The following is a 22,788-nucleotide window of genomic DNA, read 5'->3' on the forward strand; positions in this document are numbered from 1 at the left end:
CCCTCACTAGTGAACGATGTCAGGCGAGGCTGGGAGGACCGCGAATACGATCGGCGCGAACTGGACCGACACGGAAGGTCGGCGCGGAGAGATATTCGAAACGTTCGTCGCGCGGGGCATCTGCTGCGCCGGCGAGATAGGGAATTTCACAAGTCGTCGCGGACGCGACCAGCGAGAAGGGACACGGTGCGTTGTCATTATCATGCGAAGGCGACGACTGATCCGCCTCGCCGCCATGGTGCATGCCCTGGTGATGCTCGGCATGTGCGTGGTGCTGCAGCGCCTTCGGCGTGGCCAGCGGTTGCACGACGCCCGATGGGCAGAACATCAGCTGCAGCTGGCCCGCATCCACCGAAAGCATGAAGCCAGTCGGAATCAGCGCCCGCGCCAGGAGCAGCGGGAGGATCCAGAGGCTCAGCAGTTTGAGGAGGGGGCGACGCATGACTGCGGGCGGAAGTATACGCCCGGTCCCTCGGCCCGGGACAACCATCGGAGGTTAGGCAAGTTGTCCTAGCGCATGAACGTACTCGTCCTTTCGGGAAGTACCCTTTTAGAGCAGTCTCTTTTTGAGCATTTTGCCGGATGCCCCCATTGCCTAGGATGCAGCCCATCGAATAACAGCGTTGGGGAGCTTCCATGGACACCGAGATCTGCGACCAGGTCGATATTTACGAACAACTCCGCGAAGCGGTGCGACAGGCCGTCAGCGATACGCTGGCGCGCATTGCCACTCGCGACGATCTGAACACCTTGCTTCTGCAACTCGTGCCGGCTCGGGAGGTTGTCTCGGCGCCTCAACCCACTGCTGCTCCAGGTTCGGTCAAGCTGACGGCCCGCGAACTGGAGATCCTCGAACGCATCACTGCCGGCGACAGCAACAAAGAAATCGCCCGGGCGTTCGATCTGAGCCTGCATACGGTGAAACGCCACGTCGCGAACATTCTCACCAAGCTCGGCGTCAGCTCGCGCGTGCAGGCAGCGACCTGGAAGTACGCGCGTCACTGATGAGATCGCCTTCGGTCATGCTATCCCCGGAGCACATTCTGCAGACGGGCTTCGGATTCCGCGCTTCGCACATTTTGCTGTCGGCGCTCGAAGTTGGATTGTTCACCGAGCTCGGCAAAGGACCGCGCTCGAACCGTCAATTGCGCCGCTCGCTTGGCTTGAGTCAGAGCGCCGTCGCCGATCTGCTGGAACCGCTGGTGGCGTTGGGATTGCTGGAACGTGAAGGCGACGACGCCGGCGCCGTGTACGTCAACAGCCGCGAGAGCGGACATTTCCTGGACCGGAACGGCCCCGGCTACCTGGGTGAAGTTCTATCGCAGAGTGTGGCGGCGGCGACTTCGAGAAAATCCAGATCCTTCGCTGCCGGATTGCTGGCCATTGCCGCTGCGTTATTGGCCGAGCGTTTCGACTTCTCCCGTTACGGAACGATGCTCGATCTGGGCAGCGCGCGCGGCCTGTTGGCGCGAGCCATCGCCGCCCGCCACATACATATGTGTTGCACGAGACTTGCCGTCCCAGGCCGGCAAGCCGTCGATTCTCTGCCTCGCGCCGACGTCATCGTGACACCGATGATTCTTCGCCGCTTCGATGAGGCCGGACGGGCGCAACTTTTAAGACGCGCTCATCGGGCCTTGCCACCCGGGGGCTGCCTGATCGCCATCGAATTGCTTGCAGGCGACGATCGCCGCCGAGGTTCCGCGCTGGCGGCATTGCTGGGCGCCGAGAGCCATCGCAATCGAGCATTGAGCGGGGCGGATCTCGATGATGACTGCCGTGCCGCCGGTTTCGAGCGCATCGAATTGCTGCCGCTGATCGGCCCGCTCACCGCGACGCTCGCCTATCCATCGAATTGAAGCGTCGGCCGTTCTGACAGTTGCAGCCCGTCCCATCGGGCAGCCTGCTCTGAAGCGTTTGCATCCGCTAGAATCCGGGCCATCCGAAGCCGCTCCAAGGTCACCGTTTCGAGAATGGCCACCAGCGACGCCAGCCATGTCCGCGCGTTCTCTCGTCTGCGCCATCGCCCGATCACCCGTCGCGATTTCGCTGAAACGCTGGAATTGCTGCCGCCCTGGGTGGGCCTCGATGAGAACCAACGGCGCGACGTTGCCGAGGCGTGGAATTGGCTGGTCAACGAGCCGTCGATGCTGGCCGGTGTCATCGAAGATCTGGCGCTGCCGCGCGGCCAGCGCATCCAGGCGGCCGGCGCCACTCTGATCGTGCCGAGGAGCCTGAGGCAAACGCTGGATCTGGACGGACGCCCCCAGGCGTTCATCACTCGCCGCATCTATCGCGGCCTCTGCGACGGCAGCTTCAAACCGATGACCGATCGCGAGATCGGCGCGGAAAACGCCCGGGGCGAGCTGACGATGTTGATTCTGCACTTCTCGCAACGGGACTACGACATCGCCAAGCCGTACGTCCAGAACGTGATCGCCTGCGCGCAGGACACCTTCCGGATGTTTCATGAAGGCTACAACCTGCGCGCCGTCTACTATGAAACCGGCGAGATCAACGATCGAGTCGCGGTCGCTTCAGGGTTCATCCGGCGTCAGTACGCCGACCCGATCGTGGCTCAGAACCTGCCGCCGGAGCATCATCCGGCATTGTTCGGTTTGACGCGCGAGCAGGCGAAGACCCTGTTGCCCGGCTCGCCGGCCCGCAATTGTTTCCAGAACCAGCCGCCGCTGTTCACCTTCTCGGCCTCGCAACGCCGGCTGCTGTGGTTTGCCTTGTTCGACGATTCCGACGATACGCTGATGCCGTTGCTCGACGTCTCCGTGCACGGGCTGAAGAAACTGTGGCGCGGCATCTACGAGCGCATCGAAGATCGCATGCCCGAGTTCTTCGGCGACACTGCCGGCGGCGATGAAGGCAAGCGCGGCCCGGAGAAGCGCCGGCAAGTGCTCGCGTACGTACGTCAGCGGCCGGAGGAACTGAGACCCTGGTCCGCCACCGATTGATCGTTGGTAACCGGCGTCACTCTGCTGGCAGCAGAAGCCGGTAACCCACGCCCGCCTCGGTCAGCAAATATTGCGGCCGGGTTGGATCCGGCTCGAGCTTCTGGCGCAGGTTCTTGATACACACCCGCAGACTTCTGGTGTCGCCGAGCTTGTCCGGCCCCCACGCCTCGCTGATGAGCTGTCGCTGCGTGACGATCATGCCCGACTGACGCGCCAGACTCTCCAACACCCGATATTCGAGCGGCGTGAAGTGCACGTCTCCGTCCGTCCCGACGGCCTGCCGTCGAGTCAGATCGATCGCCACCGAGCCGATTTGCAGATTCGGCACCTGCTCGGCGCCCCGAACATTGCGCCTCAATGCCGCACGCACACGCGCCAGCAACTCGGGGGCACTGAAAGGTTTGGTGACATAGTCGTCCGCGCCGGCATCGAGCGCCTCGACCTTTTGGGATTCCATCGTGCGCGCCGACAATACGACGATGGGCACCGGCGACCAGCCTCGAACGGCGCGAATGACTTTGACACCGTCGGCGTCCGGCAAGCCCAGATCCACCAACAACAGATCCGGCTTGTGACTTTTCGCCTCGACGATGGCGCGCGCCGCAGTTTCTGTTTCGATGACTCGATAGCCCGCGGTCTTCAGCAACGTACGCAGGATGCCACGGATGTCCGGCTCGTCCTCGACGATGAGCACTTGATGGAGGGCCTGTGTCACGCACTCCCCTCTTTCACCGGCAGCGTGAAAACGAATCGCGCCCCGCCGCCCGGCCGTGCGCCCGCGGAGATATCGCCGCCGTGAGCGCGAACGATGGCTCGACAGATGGCCAGACCCAGGCCGGCGCCACCCGTCGCGCCTTCTTCGCTGCCGCGTTGAAACTTGTCGAACAGCCGACTGCTCTCCCCCGGCGGCAATCCGGGCCCGGCATCGTCGCAAGTGACAGCCACCACATTGTCGCGGACTACGGCGGAGATCGTCACAGGCGTGTCGGGCGGCGTGTACTTCACTACGTTATCCAGCAGATTGACGAACACCTGCACGATCAAGTTCGCGTCGACATGAACCGCCGGCAGATCGGCAGACAACTGCGAGCTAACCGGATGCGATGCGAGCCGCTCTCGCATTCGACTCAGCGCAGTGCCGAGCAGATCGTCCAGCGTTTCCCACTCCCGGCGCAGCGCGACCTGCCCGGACTCGAACCGCATCAGGTCGAGCACATTGGAAACGAGATCCGTCATATCGCGCGCCTTGGCCTCGATGGATTGCGCAAGCTTGCGGCGCGCAGCCTCATCGAGCTCATCGCCGTGCTCGGCCAACGTGCTGCCAGCCCCGGCAATCACAGCGAGAGGTGTGCGCAAGTCATGTGAGATGGAAGCGAGCAACGTGTTTCGCAAGCTCTCTGTTTCAGCCGCGACGCGCGATGACTCGGCGGCCTCAGCGAGCTTGCCCCGCTCCACCGCCAATCCGATCTGCGCCGCGAATGTTTCCAACAGCCGCCGCTGCTCGGGCAACAGCACGCGACGGCGGTTCTGCGGCAACACCGCCAGCACACCTAATTTCTGGCTCTCGCTCCCCAGCGGCAGATATAAGGCGGGCGCGGCGGGCAAGGTATCTGAATCCAGCCCCGCGCGTCGTCCGTGATCGATCACCCATTGCGCAATCGACAGGTCCGCGCCTCTGAGCGACCCAGCTTCCGGCAAGTCGCGCGGATGCCTGAGCTTGCCGGTCGCGTCGGGCAACAACACCACGGCCTGACATTGAAAGACTTCAGCGACATGACGAACCGCGACTCGAGCCATCTCGGCAATGCCCCGAGTCGCCGCCAGCTCCCGGCTCATCGCGTACAGCAGAGAGGTTCGCCGCTCTCGCGCGCCGGCAACCCGAGTCTGTTGCCGCACACTCGCCATGAGATTGGCGATCACCAGCGTCACGATCAGCATCACTACGAACGTCACGACATACTGCGCGTCCGCGACGGAGAACGTGAACTGTGGCGGCACGAAACAAAAGTCGAACGCAAGTACATTGGCGATCGCGGTGAGCACGGCAGGGCCGCGACCGAATCGAACGCCGGCGATGGTCGCGCCGAGCACGTAGATCATCACGATGTTCGCGGGCTCGAAGCTCGACTTCATCACGAAGCCGACCAACGTACAGATCAGTGTCGTGGCGAGCGCCCAGGCATAGCGATCCCAGTGGATAGGAATCGCAACTTCCGGCGCGTCGTCGCGCTGAGCGGTGCTCCGCTTTTGCGAATCCGTCGGCGCAATCGTAATTACATCGAAGCCCTTTGCTGCGCGCGCCAGGGCCGTCGTTGTCGAAGCTCGTAACAGCGCGCGCCACCCGCGTCGCTTTGGCGTTCCGACGATTACGCGAGTGGCGTTTCGAGTCTGCGCATATTCACTCAACGCTTCGGCCGCAGTCGGACCATCCAGCGTCACGGTCTCCGCGCCCAAGGATTCAGCGAGACGCAAAATGTCGATGCGCCGGTTGCGTTGATGTTGTGACAGTCGCAGCAGCTCGGGCGTTTCCACATAAACGACCGACCAAGCGGCATCGAGCGCGTCCGCCATGCGCTTGCCCGCGCGCACCAACTGTTCGGCCTGCTCGTCTGGACCGACCGCAACGAGCAGACGATCGCGTGCCATCCACGCGCGTGATGCACGATCCAATGAAGCCGTCGCGCGAGCCGACGCATCGACGCGATCGGCCATTCGACGCAATGCCAGCTCGCGCAAAGCAATCAGATTGGACTTGCGAAAGAAACGATCGGCCGCGGTGCGCGCCTCGTCGGGTAAATAAATCTGTCCCCTTTGGAGTCGCGCGAGCAGATCGTCGGGTGGCAGGTCGATCAGCTCGACTTCATCCGCCTCATCGAAAATTCGATCGGGAATGGTCTCGCGCTGGCGCACGCCGGTGATCTGCGCCACCAGATCGTTGAGGCTTTCCAGATGCTGGACGTTGACCGTGGTCCAGACATTGATGCCCGCCTGGAGCAGCTCTTCGATGTCCTGCCAACGCTTGGCATGGCGTGGCGGCGGCTCGCCTTCGATCAGGTTGGAATGCGCCAGCTCATCGACCAGCAGGATGGCCGGCCGGCGTTTCAACGCCGCATCGAGATCGAATTCCCGGCGCACCAGCCCGCGATAACGAACTGGCAACGTGGGCAGCTGTTCCAGCCCGTCGCGCAGATTCTCGGTTTCGGCACGCCCATGCGGCTCGATATATCCAAGCACCAGATCGGCCCCGGTCTCGCGCACGCGATGCGCGGCCTCGAGCATCGAGTAGGTCTTGCCGACCCCGGCCGAACCGCCGAAAAAGATCCGCAGCTTGCCGCGCCCGGCACGAGCTTCCTGGGCATTCACGGCAGCCAGCAATTGATCGGGATCGGGGCGCATGCCCGATTTGAGCATGCCGGCGCCCCGGCCCAGAAGACCGAACGTGTGAAGATTTAGGCCGCGGGAAGGCCGGAAGGTCAGCTCAGCCGGCTTTCGCTCGGCTCGGCCACCGCCACGCCGGTGTCATTGGCGGGTTGCAGCTCGCCTTCCCACTTGGAGACCACCGCAGTCGCGATGCTGTTGCCGATCACGTTGGTCGCCGACCGGCCCATGTCGAGGAAATGATCGATGCCGAGCAACAGCACCATGCCAGCCTCGGGAATATTGAAGTGCGGCAACGTGGCGGCGATGACGACCAGCGACGCGCGCGGCACGCCGGCAATGCCCTTCGACGTGAACAACAGGATCGTCACCATCAGGATCTGCTGGGCGATGCTCAGCTCGATGCCATACACCTGCGCGATGAACATGACCGCGAAGGTGCAATACATCATCGAGCCGTCGAGATTGAACGAGTAGCCCACCGGCAGCACGAAACTCGCAATCCGGTTGCTGCAGCCGAAGCGCTCCAGTTCCTCCAGCGTCTTCGGATAGGCGGCCTCGGAGCTCGCGGTCGAAAAGGCCAGAATCGCCGGTTCGCGCACGCGCCGGATGAGCTGCATGATCCTGGGGCCGACGACCAGGCCACCGAGCACGATCAACAGCACCCACAGGGTCAGCAGGGCGAGATAGAACTCGCCCATGAACAGGCCATACACCTTGATGATGCCCAGCCCTTCCTTCGCGACGATGCTGGCCAGCGCACCGAACACCGCCAGCGGCGCGAACAACATCACATAGCCAGTGACCTTGAGCATGATGTGCGCGACGGCGTCGAGCACTTCGATGACGCTCTTGCTGCGCTCGCCGAGCGACGCCAGAGCGACGCCGAAAAACAGCGAGAACACCACGATCTGCAGGATCTCGTTGTGCGCCATCGATTCGATGACGCTGACTGGAATCAGGTGCGTGAGGAAGCCCTTGAGCGTCAGCGCACCGGCTTGCACGCCGGAGGAAGTCGTGGCGTCGGGCACGGGCAGCGACATCGCCTTGCCCGGCTCGAAGATCTGCACCAGCACCAGGCCCAGCGTCAGCGACAGCACCGAGGCGCCGATGAACCACGCCAGCGCCTTGCCGCCGACACGCCCCACCGTAACGATGTCGCCCATCTTGCCGATGCCCACCACCAGCGTCGCGAACACCAGTGGCGCGATGATCATCTTGATCAGCCGCAGGAAGACAAACGGCAGCAGCGAGGCGATCTCGGCGAAGCCCGCGCTCGAGTCCGGGAAGTACGCAAAGGCGACGTAGCCGCTCAGGATGCCGAGCACCAGCGCGATGATGATCCAGCGTGTCAGACGATTCGGCATGCAGTCCTCTACACGGCGACCAGCAACAGGATTCCCAAAGCGATGCGATACCAGGCGAATACGGTGAAACGATGCGTTTGGATGTATTGCAGCAGCCATTTCACCGCGATGAACGCGACGATGGCCGACACCACGAAGCCCAGCGCCAGATCGCCGAAGTTCTCATTCGCGAGCTGGCCGGCTCCATACAGCTTCAACACTTCGTAAGCAGTCGCGGCGAACATGGTCGGGATGCCGACCAGGAACGCGAACTCGGCCGCGGCCGGACGCGACGTCATGCCGGCAAGCATGGCCGCGAAAATCGTGGCAGCCGAGCGCGATGTTCCAGGGAACACCGCCGCCAGGATCTGCGCCAGGCCCACCCAGGTCGCCACGCCCCACGTCAGCGTGTCACGCACCGGCTGGCGATCGGCATAGGCCTCGACCGCGAAGATCACGATACCGCCGACGATCAACGCCCACGCGATCGGGGCCACTGTCTCGGGCAGTTCCAGCCCCACTTGCTTGGCGGTGAAGCCACCGATCACGGTGACGATGAACGCCCAGCTCAACTTGTACAAGTAATCGCGATTGACGGGATCCGAGAAATTGATCGTCAGGTTCCACAGCCGCCGCCAGTAGATCACGACCACCGCGAGAATCGCACCTGCCTGAATGGCGACCGTGAACAGCTCCGAGCGCCGCCCCAACCAGTGCTGCGCGATCAGCAAGTGACCGGTGCTGGAGATGGGCAGGAACTCGGTGATGCCCTCGATGATCCCGAGCAGGATGACCTGTAAAAAATTGTCCACTCGTCCCCATCGCTATTCAAAGGCACATCGGCCAATGATACTGACGTGACGCAGCCGGGGACAGGGTGCGACGCTTTTACATTGAAGTCCCCGTTCCGCGACAGGAGCTGGCCGCGACAGGACTTGGACAGGTTTCAGCCGCGGCCCGGGTTGAACTCACGCATCCAGGTATGCAATTCAGCGCGGGCGCCCTGCTCCAGGCCGGTCATGATGTCGGTGAGCACATCGTCGCGTTCATCCTGGCCCAGCTTGAATCTGGCGCGAACATTACGAATCTGCGCGCGGAAGCCGATGACTCGTTGTGCCAGCGAGCCATAGCGAGGCCCCATGTCATCCACCTTCCATGCAGGCGCGCGGTCTGCGCGCGGCGTCTGGCGTTCCATTGTATCCACGAGCTCCCGCAGGTGAGCCTCGATGGCCGCGGGCTGCTCGAAGAATTCCACATCGACGAAGAACTGCGCGCTGGCGTAGTTCCAGGTCGGCGCCTGAGTCCTGTCCTGCATCCACGACGGCGAGATGTAGCCGTTCGAGCCGAGCACCAGCATCACGGCCTTCGGGTTCTGCATCAGCAGTTTGTATTGATCGTTAGAGCGCGCGAAATGCCCGACGAGGCGCACGATCCGACCGTCTGCATCGGTCTCGGCGAGGATGGGCAGCAAGGTCGAACGAAAGTTGTCGTCGGCAACCGAACCGGAAACCACCCAGGCAAGCGGCTGCTGCTGCACCAGACGTAACAAATCCGCATCGGAACGCGGCGCGAAACGATCGACCCTGACGCCCATATTCATATCCTGATGCTAATGGCTGCCGAGACCAGCAGCTTTGCCCTGCGGATCGTTTACTACAGCGCGCGGGCCATACGCGCCAGCTATAACCGCATCAGCTCTGAGTTTTGCGGCGGGCAATCAGCGGCCAGAGACCGGCGACCAGGAATAGAAAACTCAGGATGATCACCGGCCAGTTGCCGACCTTCGCATACGGCGTCAGTCCGATGCGCGGCTGGACATCGCCGGTCAGCACGCCGGGCTTGAAGCGAGGGAACGTTTTCTCGACGACGCCGTTTGCAGCGATGATCGCGGAGATGCCGTCGTTCGCCGCGCGCAACAGTTGCCGGCCCGCCTCGAGCGCGCGCATACGACTGATCTGCAGGTGCTGATGCGCGGCGGTCGAATCGCCGAACCACGCATCGTTAGTCACATTCACGAGCAGGGTCGCTGACTTCAACACGTCGAGCTGCTCCGACGCGTAGGCATCTTCGTAACAAATGGTCAGCGCCAGTTTCTGGCCGGCGGCGTCGAGCGGATCGGGATTCTCGACCCCGGCTTTGAAGCCGCTGTAGGGCAGCTCCATGCTCCGCAGCCAGCCCGTGAGCCACGCCGGCAGCGTCGGGAAATATTCGGTCAACGGCACCAGGCGCCGCTTGGCGTACCACTGCGGCTCTTTGTCGAGCGCCAGCACCGCATTGAAATACACCTGTTCCTCGGGATCGAAGTGCACCTGGCCGAGGACCAGGGCCGAACCCGCGGCATGCGCCGCGGTCCACTCCTCGCTCAGCACGTCGTGCAGTTCATAGGACAGGCCGGGCAACGCGGCTTCCGGCCAAATGATCAGGTTGGTGCCGAGATGCTCGCGCGTCAGCCCCCGATACAACGCGATGGTCTTGTCGCGCTGCTCGTCTTGCCATTTCATTTCCTGCGGGACCGCGCCTTGCACGATGGCGACGCTGATGGGCTCGCCGGTCTTTTCGGTCCATTCCTTGTTGTGGATCGAGAGACCGATGAGCCACAACACGCCGATGACACTCGCCGCCGCGATGCGGATGTTCTTGTTGCCAAGGATGATCGCGACAACAGCTCCCGCACACAAAGTCACCGCCAGGCTGACGGTGTAGACACCACCGACCGGCGCGAAGCCAGAGAGCCACGTATCGGTTTGCGTGTAGCCGAGCGCGAGCCAGGGAAAGCCGCTGAGAAACCAGCCACGGAACCATTCGAGAATGACAATGGCCGCGGGCAGAACGAGGAGCCATTTGATCCAGCCTTGCGCGGGAATCCAGCGTTTCAAGGCATAGCCGACCAGCGCCGTGTACGCCGACATGATGGCGACCAGCGCCAGCATCACAAACGCCGTCAGCGCCAGCGGCGCATTCCCGATGGTGTGAATGCTGTGATACAGCCAGTAGGTGCCGGCCAGATAAGTGCCGGCCGTGAACAGGAACCCGCGCTGCGCTGCCTGCTTCGGCGTCGCGTCTTCCCAGGCAAGAAACAAGAACGAAAAGCACAGCATGGCCAGCGGCCACACATTGAACGGCGCGAACGCCAGCGCAACCGCAGCGCCGGCCGGCAAGGACAGAGGCGTGTAGAACTTGAAGGTGCGCACGCTCACGGCGTGATCCTTTGCTAGCAGCGGAATGGCCGCCATTTGTTCCTTGGAAGTGTTCACTTGGATGCAATGACGGATGACTGAGCCAATCGTGCCAGGAGGGACCGGTCCCGCGCAGGCATGCGCTCCCGGCACCGGACAGGCGCACCGGATCAGTCGTCTTGGGGCTCGATATCGCGCGGCGTGATCACACGCAGCAGGTCGAGACGGCGGCGATCGGCGCGCAATACCTTGAATTCGAGCCCGCCGAGCGAAAAAGATTCACCGCGCCGGGGCAGCCGGCCCAGGCTGCTGATCGCCAGGCCGCCGATGGTGTCGAATTCCTCGTCGCTGAAATCCGTGCCGAAGTAGCCGTTGAACTCGTCGATGCGCGTCTGCGCCTTGACGGTGAACTGCCGCTCGCCTTCCTTGCGGATGTCGAGATCGTCGTCGGTGTCGTATTCGTCGCCGATGTCGCCGACGATCTGCTCCAGCACGTCCTCGATGGTCACCAGGCCCGACACGCCGCCGTACTCGTCGACGACGATGGCCATGTGATGATGGCTGACGCGGAATTCCTTCAGCAGCACGTTGAGGCGCTTGCTCTCGGGAATGAACACCGCCGGCCGCAAACATTCCTTGATATCGAAACTGGAACGGGTGCCTTCGGCGAAATAACGCAGCAGGTCCTTGGCGAGCAGGATGCCGACGATCTGATCGCGGTCCTCGCCGATGACCGGATAGCGCGAGTGGCCGTGCTCGACCACCATGGGCAGGATCTCCTCCGGCGGATCGTCGCGGTTGACGATGATCATCTGCGAGCGCGGCACCATGATGTCGCGCACCTGCAGCTCGACGACCCGGAACACGCCTTCCAACATCTCGTGCGCGTCGGCATCGATGATGCCCCGCTCACGCGCCTGGCCCAGCACTTCGTTGAGATCTTCCAGGTCGCGCGGCTCGCCGCTCAGTGAGCCGGTGATCCGTCGCAGCCAACTGCCGGTGTGACTGTGCTCTTCAGGCATACGGGTTGTCATATCCAAATTGCGCCAGAATGTTCACTTCACGGGCTTCCATCGCGGTGGCGTCACGATCGTTCTCGTGATCGAAGCCCAATAGATGCAGGACGCCGTGGACCACCATGTGGGCCCAATGCGCCTGCGCCGGTTTGCCCTGCTCCGTCGCCTCACGCGCCACCACGGGCGCGCAGATCGCGAGATCGCCGAGCTCTGAATATTCTTTAGCGGGAAATCGAGACGGCACGCCATTCTTCCCAGGCGCCAGCGGCGCGGCGGGAAACGACAACACATTGGTGGGTTTGTCCTTGGCGCGCCAGGTGCGGTTGAGCTTGCGGCTCTCCGCGGCGCCGACCACACGGATGGTCAGCGCGAGTTCTTGGTTATTGCGTGGCAAGTAGGGGGCGCAGGCAGCCTGCGCCCACCGGTTGAAACTCCGGGCATGCGGTACGCCGCGACGCGAACTTGCCACTTGCACGGTCACGGCCAATTTCAAGCTCCGTCGCCTCCAGGCCGGTCGGGAGCGGCCGCCTGCTTCTGCTCGTACGCCTGCACGATCCGCTGCACCAGCGGATGCCGGACCACGTCACGCGAAGTGAAGTAGCTGAAGGCCACGCCGTCGACGCCCGGTAAAACATTCATGACGTGCTTCAAACCCGACATCTGCTGTTTGGGCAAGTCGGTCTGCGTGATGTCGCCGGTCACGACCGCCTTGGAGCCGAAGCCCATGCGCGTCAGAAACATCTTCATCTGCTCGACCGAAGTGTTCTGAGCTTCGTCCAGAATGATGAAAGAGTCATTAAGGGATCGGCCGCGCATGAACGCCAGCGGTGCGATCTCGATCACCTGGCGCTCGATCGCCCGGGCGACGCGGTCGAAGCCCATCATGTCGTACAGGGCGTCATACATCGGCCGCAGGTACGGATCGACTTTCTGGCCGATGTCGCCGGGCAGGAAGCCCAGACGCTCGCCCGCTTCCACCGCCGGGCGCACCAGCACGATGCGACGCACGCGATCGGTCTGCAGCGCCTCGACCGCGCAGGCCACGGCAAGATAGGTCTTGCCCGTGCCCGCCGGCCCGATGCCGAACGTCAGGTCGTTGGTGTGGATGTTATGCAGATACTGTCTTTGATTGGGACCCCGCCCGCGGATGCCGCCGCGCTGCGTGTGGATCGTCACCTCGTCCGACGGACGCGGCGCGACCAGGACGGGCGCCGTTGATTCTTCCATGCCTGCCTCCTGCACTGCTAAATGCACACGATCCGGTGTGATCGATTCCTTCGACGACAGCTCGAACAAACGTCGCAGCACCTTCTCCGCCGCGTTGGCCGCGGCCGGATTGCCGGACACTTCGATGTGGCCGCCACGGCGGTTCACCTGCACGTTGAGCCGCTGCTCGACGTGCCGCAGGTTTTCGTCCATGGGGCCGACGAAATTGGCGAGCCGGGCGTTGTCCACTGGCTCGAACGCGAGCGCGCGCGTTGCGATGGATGCGTTCAATGCCGTGGTACGCGAACTCTCATGTGAGTTCATTGGGCGGCCACGGCGAGCTCCGCCGCGGCCGGGATGGAAGAGGTGTCGCCCGCGCCGACCAGCCGGCCACGCAGCGAATTGGGCATGGCCTCGGTGATCAGCACATCGGCGAACTGATTGATCAGCGAGTGCGGGCCATCGAAATTGACCCAGCGCATGTTCTCGGTCTTGCCGGCAATCTGTCCCTCGTGTTTCTTCGCGGGCCGCTCGACGAGCACCCGCTGCACCGTGCCGACCATGCGACGACTGATCTCCAGGTGCTGCTGGTTGATGCGCGCCTGAAGAATCTCCAATCGTTTATGTTTCTCTTCCTGAGACACATCGTCCGGCAGCGACGCCGCCGGCGTGCCGGGACGACGGCTGTAGATGAAGCTGAAGGACTGATCGAAGCCGACGTCGGCGATCAGGTTCATGGTCGCTTCGAAATCCTTGTCGGTCTCGCCGGGGAAGCCGACGATGAAGTCCGATGAAATGCTGATATCCGGGCGCACCGCCCGCAGCTTGCGGATCTTCTGTTTGTATTCGAGCGCGGTGTAGCCACGCTTCATTGCCATGAGAATGCGGTCCGAGCCGGCCTGCACCGGCAGATGCAGATAGTTCGCGAGCTGCGGCACGTCGCGATAAGCCTCGATCAGCGAGTCCTTGAACTCGACCGGATGTGACGTTGTGAAGCGGATGCGCTCGATGCCCGGCACATCAGCTACGCAATAAATCAACGTGCCGAGATCGCAAGGCGTTCCATCGTCCATCGGCCCGTTATAGGCGTTGACGTTCTGGCCCAGCAGATTGATTTCCTTGACGCCCTGATCGGCCAGCTGCCGGATCTCCAGCATCACCGACTCGAACGGACGGCTCACTTCCTCGCCGCGCGTATAAGGCACGACGCAGAAGGTGCAGTACTTGCTGCACCCTTCCATGATGGAGACGAACGCGGTCGCGCCTTCCGAGCGCGGCGCCGGCAGGTGATCGAACTTCTCGATCTCCGGAAAGCTCACATCGACGACCGAGCGGCCGGCCGAGCGGATCTCGCGGATCATGTCCGGCAGGCGATGCAGGGTCTGCGGGCCGAACACCAGATCGACATAAGGGGCGCGCCTGGTGATGCCGTCGCCTTCCTGGCTGGCCACGCAGCCGCCGACCCCGATGATCAGGCCCGGATTGGCCTTCTTCAGCTGCTTCCAGCCGCCGAGCTGCGAGAACACCTTCTCCTGCGCCTTCTCGCGCACCGAGCAGGTATTGAGCAGCAACAGGTCGGCCTGGGCCGGGTCGTCGGTCGGCTCGAACCCCTCGGCCTCGCGCAGCACGTCCACCATGCGGGCGGAGTCGTACTCATTCATCTGGCAGCCGAAAGTGCGGATAAAGACGCGAGGCATGGGGTGAAACGGGCGGACGAACGCAGGCTATGAGGGTGGACAAGGATAAGGGCCGCGCCGGGGCTTTTCCACCGGCGAACGGATTTCGGGCCCGATCCAGCGGGGTTCGCTGGCGGGCCCGGTTAAATGAGGCAATCTTTTGTCAATTCAAGACCCTGGCCGCTCGGTTCAGACCCGCATTCAGGCCAGCGCCTCGGCCTGGAGTCTGTTTCCCCCTCCCAGCGGGAGGGGCCAGGGCGTGGGTCTTCTGGCTAGAACGGGATGTCGTCGTCGAAACCGCCGCCGTCATCGGCCGGCGGGGGCGCCGAACGCTCGTTCTGCTGAGGACGGGACGGGGCACGACGCGGCTGCTCGTCGTCGCCGCCGAAGCCGCCGCCGCCGCCACCACCACCGCCGCCTCCGCCACCGCGGCCGCCGAGCATCTGCATGTTCTGGCCGATGATTTCGGTGGTGTAGCGGTCCTTGCCTTCCTTGTCCTGCCACTTACGGGTGCGCAGCGAGCCTTCGATGTAGACCTGCGAGCCCTTGCGCAGGTATTCGGCGGCGATCTCGCCGAGCTTGTCGTAGAGGACGACCGAGTGCCACTCGGTGCGCTCCTGCATGTCGCCGGTCTGCTTGTCCTTCCAGGACTCGGAGGTGGCGATCCGGATGTTGGTGACGGCCTTGCCGCTGGGCATGTAGCGCGTGTCGGGGTCCGCTCCCAAGTTGCCCACCAGAATGACTTTGTTGATACCGCGCGCCATGACTAGCGAACCTCGAATTCAGGGAAGGCCGGGATTGTAAACAGGCCGGGCCGGGTTCGCAGAACATTCTCCACGGGCAAACTGCCAGTTATTCAGCGCACCGACGCCAGCCGATTCGTGCTTGGCGGAGCGGGCTTCCGCCGGCTGCTAATTCCTGCCGCTCCCTGACCAGGTTTTGCCCGAGGTTGACCGGCCCCGTATATTGAACGATCCCCTTTTGACGCCACGTACGGAACCCATGCCTTCCATCGTCATCCGCGGCGCCCGCACTCACAACCTGCGCAACATCGACCTCGAGTTGCCGCGGGACAAGCTCATTGTCTTCACCGGATTGTCCGGCTCGGGCAAGTCGTCGCTCGCGTTCGACACCATTTATGCCGAAGGCCAGCGCCGCTATGTCGAGTCGCTGTCGGCTTACGCGCGCCAGTTCCTGTCGATGATGGAAAAGCCTGACATCGATTCGATCGAAGGCCTGTCGCCGGCCATCGCCATCGAGCAGAAGTCGACGAGCCACAATCCGCGGTCGACGGTCGGCACGGTCACCGAAATTTACGATCACTTGCGTCTGCTGTTCGCGCGCGTCGGCACGCCGCGTTGTCCCGATCATGGCGTCGATCTCGCCGCTCAGACTGTGAGCCAGATGGTCGATCAGGTGATGCGCCTGCCTGAAGGCACACCCATCCTGCTGCTCGCGCCGATGATCGACGATCGCAAGGGCGAGCACGCTCAAGTATTCGAACAATTGCGCGGCCAGGGTTTCGTGCGTGCGCGCGTCGATGGGCACGTGGTTGAGCTGGACGCCGTTCCCAAACTCGACCCGAAGAAAAAGCACAGCGTCGATGCGGTCGTCGATCGTTTGAAAGTGCGAGCCGATGTGGCGCAGCGCCTGGCGGAGTCGTTCGAAACGGCGCTGCGCATGGCCGATGGCGTTGCGCGCGTTTCGTTCATGGACGATCCGAAGCGGGAAGAACTGGTGTTCTCGGATAAGTTCGCCTGCACCGTCTGCGGTTACAGCATCGCCGATCTCGAGCCCAAGCTGTTCTCGTTCAACAACCCGTCGGGCGCCTGCGCCACTTGCTCGGGCTTGGGCGTACAGCAGTTCTTCGACCCGAGCCGCGTGATTCATCATCCGAATTTATCGATCGCCGGCGGCGCGATTCGCGGTTGGGATCGGCGCAATGCCTATTACTTCGCGCTCATGCAATCGCTGTCGAAGCACTACAAATTCGACGTCGAGGAGCCTTGGGAGGATCTGCCGGCGAAGTGCAAGAAGGTCGTGCTCTACGGCAGCGGCGAAGAGAAGATCGATTTCAAATACGTCAATGCCCAAGGCGGCACGCTGCGCCGTTCTCACAAATGGGAAGGCGTGATTCCGAACCTCGAGCGCCGCTATCGCGAGACCGAGTCGGTCGCCGTTCGCGAGGAGCTTTCCAAGTACCTCAGCAATCAGCCCTGCCCCGACTGCGGCGGCACGCGTTTGAATCGCGCCGCGCGCAACGTGTTCGTCGCCGAGCGGAGTTTGCCGGATCTCGCGAAGCTCGCAGTCGCCGATGCGTTGAGCTTCAGTTCGGATTTGAAGCTGGACGGCTGGCGCGGCGAGATCGCAGGCAAGATCATCAAGGAAATCGGCGAGCGACTGCGCTTTCTCAGCGATGTGGGCCTCGACTATCTGACCTTGGATCGCAGCGCCGACACTCTGTCCGGCGGCGAAGCGCAGCGCATTCGACTCGCGAGCCAGATCGGCTCGGGCCTGGTCGGTTGCATGTACATCCTCGACGAGCCTTCGATCGGCCTGCATCAGCGCGACAACGACCGGCTGCTGTTGACGTTGAACCGGCTGCGCGATTTAGGAAACACCGTGCTGGTCGTCGAGCACGACGAAGATGCCATTCGTCACGCCGATCACGTCGTCGACCTCGGCCCGGGCGCGGGCGTGCACGGCGGCTTGGTGATCGCTCAAGGCACGCCGGCGGAAATCGCCGCGGACGCGAAGTCGATCACGGGTCAATATCTGTCCGGCAAGCGTGAGATTGCGATTCCGCCGACGCGCACGCCGCTGCAGGAAGGCCGCCACCTGCGCATCGTCAACGCGCGTGGCAATAACTTGAAAGGCGTGACGGTCGATATTCCGCTCGGGGTGATGACGTGCGTGACCGGCGTGTCCGGCTCGGGCAAGTCGACGCTCGTGAACGACACGTTGTATCAATTCGTCGCGCGTCAGTTGAACGATGCTTCAACGGATCCGGCGCCGAGCGATGGCGTCGAGGGCTTGGACGAAATCGATCGCGTCATCGACATCGACCAGAGCCCCATCGGTCGCACTCCCCGCTCCAATCCCGCCACGTACACCGGTTTGTTTACTCCGATTCGCGACATCTTCGCCGGCGTTCCGGAAGCACGCGCGCGCGGCTACGAAGCCGGGCGATTCAGCTTCAACGTCAAAGGCGGCCGCTGCGAGGCCTGCCAGGGCGACGGCGTCATCAAAGTGGAAATGCACTTCCTGCCGGACGTGTACGTGCCTTGCGACGTCTGCAAAGGCAAACGCTACAACCGCGAGACGCTGGAGATTCGTTACAAAGGCAAGAACATCAACGAAGTGCTCGAGATGACAGTCGAGGATGCGCTGGAGTTCTTCCGCCACGCTCCGGTGATCGCGCCGAAGCTGCAGACGCTGATGGATGTCGGCTTGTCCTATATCCGCCTCGGGCAGAACGCCACGACTCTGTCTGGCGGTGAGGCGCAGCGCGTGAAGCTGGCGAAAGAACTATCGAAGCGCTCGACCGGCCGCACGCTTTATATTTTGGACGAGCCCACCACGGGCCTGCACTTCTTCGATATCGAGCAGTTGCTCGGCGTGTTGCATCGTCTGCGCGATGAGGGCAACACGATCGTGGTCATCGAGCACAACCTCGATGTGATCAAGACCGCGGACTGGATCATCGATCTGGGGCCGGAAGGCGGCGGCGGTGGCGGCACCATCGTGGCGACGGGAACGCCGGAGCAGATCGCTCAGGTCAAGAACTCATACACCGGCAAGTATCTGAAGCCGATTCTCGAGAAGAAGAAACCGCCGGCGGTTCGGAAGCGGGCGTGAGCCCGCTTCCACAACTAACGCAGCGTCAGGAAGCGCACGTGACAATAGCCATTGGCGTCCACGTTTGAATAAACCGTGACTGGAGTTCCTGTCGCCTTCGCCATCAACGCCGCAGCGACGTAGGCCTGATAGTTCGAGTCGCCGCGATTCAGATAAGCCCAGTTATGAGCGTTGCCACACGCGGTCGAGTTGGGGAAATAGATTCGAAATCCCAATTGATCCCCATCAGTTACGTCGATCTGACTGATCGTGTCATTCACCGTGCCGTCCCACGCCGAAGCGGTTGCTGGCAGCACGAGTACTCCGCAGGAAATCAGAGCAAGTAACGCCGATCCTAGCGAGCTTCGCTTTCGCATTTTCATTCTCCCTGCTTATCTCGATCCATCTGAGATCATTATCTGCGAGTCGCATGCCGCTCGCGCGTTCTGAGTTTAGGGTGAATCCAATGCGATCGGCAACTCGACTCACGGCGAATCGGGAGCGCCTAATCTTCCCAACGATTGGCGTTCTCAGGCCATCCCGGCCGCTGCACGCGCACGACGCAGAATCGCTGCCCCGTCGGCGCCTGCATCACGACCCATCGCTCCAGGCGGCTGACCACGCTCGCGCCTAACTTTTCCAGCCGAGCCACTTCAGCAGGGATGTCGTCGGTTTCGATATCGATATGAACTCTGCTTGCGTGGTCGACGCGCTGGATCTGCACGATGGGCTCGTGAGTTGGCGTCGCCAGCATGCGGTAGTTGCCGCGGGTCCCTGGATGATCGGGATCGACTGGCCGACCTAGAGCGCTCGCCCAGAAGCTCGCGGCCTGATCGACGTCAGAGGTATTGCAGTCAATGAGTACTGCGCAAAGCCTGGAATGGTGCATGACTCCTCCTATAGGTCACCCGCGAGCCAGAGCATCGCGCGGTCCGTTGTCAGGACGGAAACTTGTCGAACGATGGAAGCGCCTGCAGGCCGTCATCCCAACTTGCGCGGCTCGCTACGAAGATATGCGCGTTCGGCCTGATGCGAACCTCGCTATCCAGACTTCCAGCGGGAACGACCAGCAATGCCCCGCCCGCCTGTTCGCACGGCACCGCCGCCCCGCAGACCGAGCAAAAAGACCTGGCGTGCCGGGTGGAAGGCAAGTTGAATTCTCGGACCTGATCGCGACCCGAGAGCCACTGCAGTCTTGCGGTCGAAGCAAACAAATTGGCGGCATGCGCCGCTCCCGTGTCTTTGCGGCAGTACTCGCAATGACACAGGAAGAAGCTGTCGAAATCGCCCTCGATCTCGAAGCGAACCTGTCCGCACAGGCAGGAGCCAACGTGCTTTTCACTCATGTGGCTAGCTGTTGTCGCCGTCGAGCAATCCACCCAGCGACCCGAGCACCGATCCTTCGCCGACCTGGCGGCCGCCAGCTGCGGGCGCGGAGGCGATGATGCGATTGGCGAGACGCGACAAGGGCAGCGACTGCAACCAAACGCGGCCCGGTCCGGTGAGCGTCGCGAAAAACAATCCTTCGCCGGAGAACAGCGCGCTCTTCAGTTTGCCGACGTACTGAATGTCGAAGTCGATGCTGGGCTCGAGCGCGACGATACAACCGGTATCGACGCGCAGCCGCTCACCCGGTTGTAAATCGCGCGCCATCAGCGTGCCGCCGGCGTGCACGAACACCAGACCGTCGCCGTCGAGCTTCTGCATGATGAAGCCTTCGCCGCCGAACAGCCCCACACCCAGTCGACGTTGAAACGCGATGCCAAGCGACACACCGCGCGCCGCGCAGAGGAAGCTGTCTTTCTGGCAGATCAAAGTCCCGCCCACTTCGGACAGCTTCACAGCAATGATCTTGCCGGGGTACGGCGCCGCGAACGCCACGCGACGTTTGGCTCGCGCCTCGTTGTGAAATATCGTCGTAAACAGCGACTCGCCTGTCACCAGCCGCTTGCCGGCGCCGAGCAGCTTGCCGAACAGACCGCCTTGCTGAGCGGAGCCATCGCCGAAGACGGTGTCCATCTCGATCCCGTCTTGCATCATCATCATCGCGCCGGCCTCGCCGATCGCGGCTTCGCCCGGATCGAGCTCGATCTCGACGTACTGCATGTCATCGCCGAAGATCTGGTAGTCCACTACATCCATCGCCATCGAAAGCTCTCCACCGAAGAAAGTTTCTATAGGATAGCCGATGGCAGCGCGGCGAGGACGGGCCCCGCGGAGGACAGGCGTCAGCGCACGCGCTGACGATTCGCGGACGTGAATGTCTGGCGCACTTCTCCGTGCGCGACTTTTTCCTGGAACTTTCCGCCGGTGTACTCGAACAGGATGGCGCGCCAGAAACCGACGGCGGCTTTGTTGTGCAGGAACTCCGTGATCTCCCAACTGCCCGCGAAGCGGTTGAAGATCAGATTCGCGGCGTCCCGGCCGATGCCCAGCCGGCGCGATTTCAGGGCGATGAAAAACTCCGCCATGCGGAAGTCGACTTGGTCGCGCCGATTCCGGGGCGGGCGGCTGACGAGCGCGAAGCCGGCTGGCTGCTCGTTCTTCAAAATGATCAGGGGGTAGGAACTGTCGTCCGCGAACCAGCGCGCCATGAGCTCGGTCTGCACCTCACGGGTGGCCGGGAACACGCCGGTGTTCATGCTCATGAGCGACAGGTCTTCCAGGTACTCCGGATATTGAGCCTGGATCCACTGACGGTCGCGTGGAGAATTCAAAGCATCGCGAATACTGACGGGCACGGGTTGCTGGCGATTCCCTTGCCACCTCCGCTGATCGAGAGTTTCAATCCTTAGATTACAGTACTGCCAAATCGCAGTCGCCGATATCGGTGATCCCCACGGCTGGCGCATCCGGGCGACCCTCAAAACAACAACGGGCGGAGAACCGCCCGTTGCTGGTGACTGTCGGGGACGGATTGGAAATCCATCCCCGCAAGCCAGGCTCGATTACTGAGCCGGGGGCGGCGTGGTCTCGGCCGGCGCAGTAGCGGCGTCAGCCGGAGGAGCCTCGGCAGCAGGAGCTTCGGCAGCAGGTGCCTCGGCAGCCGGAGCTTCAGCAGCAGGAGCCTCAGCGGCCGGAGGAGCGGCTTCGGCCGGAGCCTCTTCCTTCTTGGCGCAAGCAGCGAGCGACAGCGACAACGCCAGAGCGGCGAGGATCATCTTTGTGTTCATGTGAACGATCACCCCAATGTGATGTAGGTTGATTGAACAGCAACGGATCGAGCGGCTCGCGCCACCGTTCCAATGCGGCGGCCGGAGTCTAAGATGTTTCACCTGGGTTTGAAACAGCCACGCAACATATCAGCAGCGTCGTCGCTGCATGAAGACATCTAACAAACTCACATGAAAACCAGAGCCGCGCGCAGCGTCGCGTCGATGTCATTGATCTGTATCGTGCTCAGTGCGTGCAGTTCGCCGGAGCGTCGTGTCGTTGACGAAATAGTGACATCATGGCGCGAGCAGCGCGCGTTACCTAACATTGACGAAACATTGACAATTGATTCCGCGTATCGCGTGCAAACGCGCAGCGTGCGCGAGCAATTGAATGGCGCGCGTCCAGCGGGGTTCAAAGCAGGACTCACATCCGCACCGGCGCAAGCACGCTTCAAGACCAACGATGCAGTGGCGGGCGTGCTGTTCGCGCAAGGTTCATTGCCATCCGCAAGCACGGTGCGTCTGCATGAACTACGCGGTCTGCATATCGAAGTCGAGATCGCCATGCGCATCGGCACGCGGATCGAACAACCATTATCGGATGTAGCGTCTCTGCGCGCGCACATCGACGGCATCGGCGCCGCGATCGAGCTGCCCAACCTCGATTACACGCAGCCGCAGGCACTCGATGGCATCGACATTGTCGCCACCAATGTCGCGGCGGCGAAATACATCGTCGGCGAGTTCGCATCGCCTCAACAGCGCGATCCGAATGCGACCGACGTCCGACTCGTGTGCAACGATCAGGAGATGTTCACCGGCAAAGGCACCGACTCGCTCGGCGACCAGTGGCGCGCTGCGCTGTTCCTGGTGAACAAGATGGTCGAGCAAGGCTGGCGGCTCGAGCCCGGGCAAATCTTGCTGACCGGTTCACTGGGTCGGATGCTCCCCGGCACGACAGGGCACTGCGTCGCCAGCTACCATTCGGGCTCTGCGCAATGGGCCTCGCTCGAGATCAACGTGACGGAATGA

Annotated in this window: 23 protein-coding genes; 5 read left to right on the plus strand and 18 right to left on the minus strand. The window is 62.6% G+C overall.

Features of this window, described 5'->3' with window-relative positions; genetic code table 11:
• Window positions 1-19: 19 nt before the first annotated feature.
• Complete coding sequence (locus GYH35_RS06640; RefSeq protein WP_161827935.1) at window positions 20-442, minus strand: hypothetical protein; 423 nt, start codon at window positions 440-442, stop codon at window positions 20-22.
• 194 nt (window positions 443-636) lie between these two features.
• Between GYH35_RS06640 and GYH35_RS06645 the strand changes: the two genes are divergently transcribed.
• The 3 genes from GYH35_RS06645 (at window position 637) to GYH35_RS06655 (ending at window position 2,966) form a co-directional block, all read left to right on the plus strand.
• Window positions 637-1,005, plus strand: a complete 369-nt coding sequence (locus GYH35_RS06645) for a LuxR family transcriptional regulator (RefSeq protein ID WP_161816314.1) — start codon at window positions 637-639, stop codon at window positions 1,003-1,005.
• On the plus strand, window positions 1,005-1,859 hold the full coding sequence (locus GYH35_RS06650) for a methyltransferase family protein (RefSeq protein WP_161827936.1): 855 nt from the start codon (window positions 1,005-1,007) through the stop codon (window positions 1,857-1,859). Before GYH35_RS06645 ends, GYH35_RS06650 begins: the two co-directional genes overlap by 1 nt.
• Before the next feature lie 114 nt (window positions 1,860-1,973).
• Complete coding sequence (locus GYH35_RS06655; protein WP_161816312.1) at window positions 1,974-2,966, plus strand: hypothetical protein; 993 nt, start codon at window positions 1,974-1,976, stop codon at window positions 2,964-2,966.
• A 16-nt stretch (window positions 2,967-2,982) separates the two neighbouring features.
• Here the strand turns inward: GYH35_RS06655 and GYH35_RS06660 are convergent, their stop codons facing one another.
• The 11 genes from GYH35_RS06660 to ssb all read right to left on the minus strand — a co-directional run bounded on the left by GYH35_RS06660 (window position 2,983) and on the right by ssb (window position 15,528).
• The gene (locus tag GYH35_RS06660; protein WP_161816311.1) at window positions 2,983-3,681 is read right to left on the minus strand and encodes a response regulator; all 699 of its coding nucleotides are present in this window, start codon (window positions 3,679-3,681) and stop codon (window positions 2,983-2,985) included.
• Entirely contained in the window at window positions 3,678-6,377 is a 2,700-nt protein-coding gene (locus tag GYH35_RS06665; protein WP_202624110.1) for a sensor histidine kinase, read from the minus strand. The genes GYH35_RS06660 and GYH35_RS06665 overlap by 4 nt, the downstream gene beginning before the upstream one ends.
• 62 nt (window positions 6,378-6,439) lie before the next feature.
• Window positions 6,440-7,711, minus strand: coding sequence for a dicarboxylate/amino acid:cation symporter (locus GYH35_RS06670; RefSeq protein WP_161816310.1), 1,272 nt, complete (start codon window positions 7,709-7,711; stop codon window positions 6,440-6,442).
• Window positions 7,712-7,719: 8 nt separating this feature from the next.
• Window positions 7,720-8,502 (minus strand): undecaprenyl-diphosphate phosphatase, encoded by a 783-nt coding sequence (locus GYH35_RS06675; protein WP_161816309.1) that lies wholly within the window; start codon window positions 8,500-8,502, stop codon window positions 7,720-7,722.
• Between the two features lie 134 nt (window positions 8,503-8,636).
• Window positions 8,637-9,284, minus strand: a complete 648-nt coding sequence (locus GYH35_RS06680; protein ID WP_161816308.1) for an FMN-binding negative transcriptional regulator — start codon at window positions 9,282-9,284, stop codon at window positions 8,637-8,639.
• Window positions 9,285-9,381: 97 nt separating this feature from the next.
• A complete protein-coding gene (lnt, locus tag GYH35_RS06685) occupies window positions 9,382-10,944 on the minus strand; it encodes an apolipoprotein N-acyltransferase (protein ID WP_161816307.1) in 1,563 nt (520 codons plus the stop codon).
• Between the two features lie 92 nt (window positions 10,945-11,036).
• Complete coding sequence (locus GYH35_RS06690) at window positions 11,037-11,900, minus strand: HlyC/CorC family transporter (RefSeq protein ID WP_161816306.1); 864 nt, start codon at window positions 11,898-11,900, stop codon at window positions 11,037-11,039.
• Window positions 11,881-12,375 carry an rRNA maturation RNase YbeY gene (gene ybeY / locus GYH35_RS06695; protein WP_161827937.1) on the minus strand — a complete coding sequence of 165 codons (495 nt, stop codon included), beginning with the start codon at window positions 12,373-12,375 and terminating at the stop codon, window positions 11,881-11,883. Before ybeY ends, GYH35_RS06690 begins: the two co-directional genes overlap by 20 nt.
• Window positions 12,372-13,412 (minus strand): PhoH family protein, encoded by a 1,041-nt coding sequence (locus tag GYH35_RS06700; protein ID WP_161827938.1) that lies wholly within the window; start codon window positions 13,410-13,412, stop codon window positions 12,372-12,374. Before GYH35_RS06700 ends, ybeY begins: the two co-directional genes overlap by 4 nt.
• Complete coding sequence (miaB, locus tag GYH35_RS06705; RefSeq protein ID WP_161816303.1) at window positions 13,409-14,785, minus strand: tRNA (N6-isopentenyl adenosine(37)-C2)-methylthiotransferase MiaB; 1,377 nt, start codon at window positions 14,783-14,785, stop codon at window positions 13,409-13,411. Before miaB ends, GYH35_RS06700 begins: the two co-directional genes overlap by 4 nt.
• 251 nt (window positions 14,786-15,036) lie before the next feature.
• Entirely contained in the window at window positions 15,037-15,528 is a 492-nt protein-coding gene (gene ssb, locus GYH35_RS06710) for a single-stranded DNA-binding protein (protein WP_161827939.1), read from the minus strand.
• A 238-nt stretch (window positions 15,529-15,766) separates the two neighbouring features.
• Here ssb and uvrA point away from each other — a divergent pair, with 238 nt between their 5' ends.
• Window positions 15,767-18,622 carry an excinuclease ABC subunit UvrA gene (gene uvrA / locus GYH35_RS06715; protein ID WP_161827940.1) on the plus strand — a complete coding sequence of 952 codons (2,856 nt, stop codon included), beginning with the start codon at window positions 15,767-15,769 and terminating at the stop codon, window positions 18,620-18,622.
• A gap of 14 nt (window positions 18,623-18,636) precedes the next feature.
• Here the strand turns inward: uvrA and GYH35_RS06720 are convergent, their stop codons facing one another.
• From GYH35_RS06720 to GYH35_RS06745, 6 genes are all read right to left on the minus strand, one after another.
• Complete coding sequence (locus GYH35_RS06720) at window positions 18,637-18,918, minus strand: hypothetical protein (RefSeq protein WP_161816300.1); 282 nt, start codon at window positions 18,916-18,918, stop codon at window positions 18,637-18,639.
• Between the two features lie 188 nt (window positions 18,919-19,106).
• Window positions 19,107-19,490 (minus strand): VOC family protein, encoded by a 384-nt coding sequence (locus GYH35_RS06725; protein ID WP_161816299.1) that lies wholly within the window; start codon window positions 19,488-19,490, stop codon window positions 19,107-19,109.
• Between the two features lie 49 nt (window positions 19,491-19,539).
• Complete coding sequence (locus GYH35_RS06730; RefSeq protein ID WP_161816298.1) at window positions 19,540-19,947, minus strand: GFA family protein; 408 nt, start codon at window positions 19,945-19,947, stop codon at window positions 19,540-19,542.
• Window positions 19,948-19,951: 4 nt separating this feature from the next.
• On the minus strand, window positions 19,952-20,749 hold the full coding sequence (locus tag GYH35_RS06735; RefSeq protein ID WP_161816297.1) for a TIGR00266 family protein: 798 nt from the start codon (window positions 20,747-20,749) through the stop codon (window positions 19,952-19,954).
• 80 nt (window positions 20,750-20,829) lie between these two features.
• Window positions 20,830-21,342: a GNAT family N-acetyltransferase gene (locus tag GYH35_RS06740; RefSeq protein WP_161827941.1), complete on the minus strand. Its 513-nt coding sequence runs from the start codon at window positions 21,340-21,342 to the stop codon at window positions 20,830-20,832.
• A 207-nt stretch (window positions 21,343-21,549) separates the two neighbouring features.
• Complete coding sequence (locus GYH35_RS06745) at window positions 21,550-21,774, minus strand: hypothetical protein (RefSeq protein WP_161827942.1); 225 nt, start codon at window positions 21,772-21,774, stop codon at window positions 21,550-21,552.
• 171 nt (window positions 21,775-21,945) lie between these two features.
• On the opposite strand from GYH35_RS06745, the gene GYH35_RS06750 reads away from it, so the two are divergent.
• A complete protein-coding gene (locus GYH35_RS06750) occupies window positions 21,946-22,788 on the plus strand; it encodes a 2-keto-4-pentenoate hydratase (protein ID WP_161827943.1) in 843 nt (280 codons plus the stop codon).

Source organism: Steroidobacter agaridevorans (genome assembly GCF_009932555.1).
GTDB classification, from domain to species: domain Bacteria; phylum Pseudomonadota; class Gammaproteobacteria; order Steroidobacterales; family Steroidobacteraceae; genus Steroidobacter; species Steroidobacter agaridevorans.